The following is a 458-nucleotide window of genomic DNA, read 5'->3' as shown; positions in this document are numbered from 1 at the left end:
GAGTGACCACAGGACATGACTTGGCGCGCCCGATGATTGTCAATTTGGGGTCATCAACGGGTGACGCTTCTCTCGCGGGTACAGATGGCGCAACTAGTAGTGACGGCCTGGTTAAGGGTACCTATTTGCACGGTATATTTGATTCACCGGAAGCATTGCAAGCACTGCTAGAGTGGGCTGGACTAAGATCAGATACCACTGTCAACCTTGAAGAAGTGCGTGAGAAGCAGTTGGAGCGCTTAGCCAATGCTTTTGAGTCAGCGATTGATATGGATAAGCTGATAGAGTTACTGGAGCAGACCGGATGAAAAGACTCATTCTTGGAGGGGTAAAATCTGGCAAGAGCCGATATGCAGAACAGCAAGCAGAGCTAGTTATGGCAAACAATAGTGCATCGTCGATTTGTTTGCTTGCCACTGCACAAGCACTGGATGAGGAGATGGCAGCACGAATTGAGC

Annotated in this window: 1 protein-coding gene and 1 pseudogene; both read left to right on the top strand. The window is 49.3% G+C overall.

What is annotated here, in order from left to right; genetic code table 11:
• Positions 1 to 308 (top strand): annotated as a pseudogene (locus A3761_RS07980) (cobyric acid synthase CobQ); the annotation flags it as partial.
• Positions 305 to 458 (top strand): bifunctional adenosylcobinamide kinase/adenosylcobinamide-phosphate guanylyltransferase (locus A3761_RS07975; RefSeq protein ID WP_197472965.1); only part of this gene is annotated, 154 nt, incomplete at its 3' end. The pseudogene A3761_RS07980 and the gene A3761_RS07975, both read left to right, overlap by 4 nt.

The sequence above is a fragment of the Oleiphilus sp. HI0123 genome (assembly GCF_001635315.1).
This window is presented reverse-complemented; position numbering and strand designations above follow the sequence as displayed.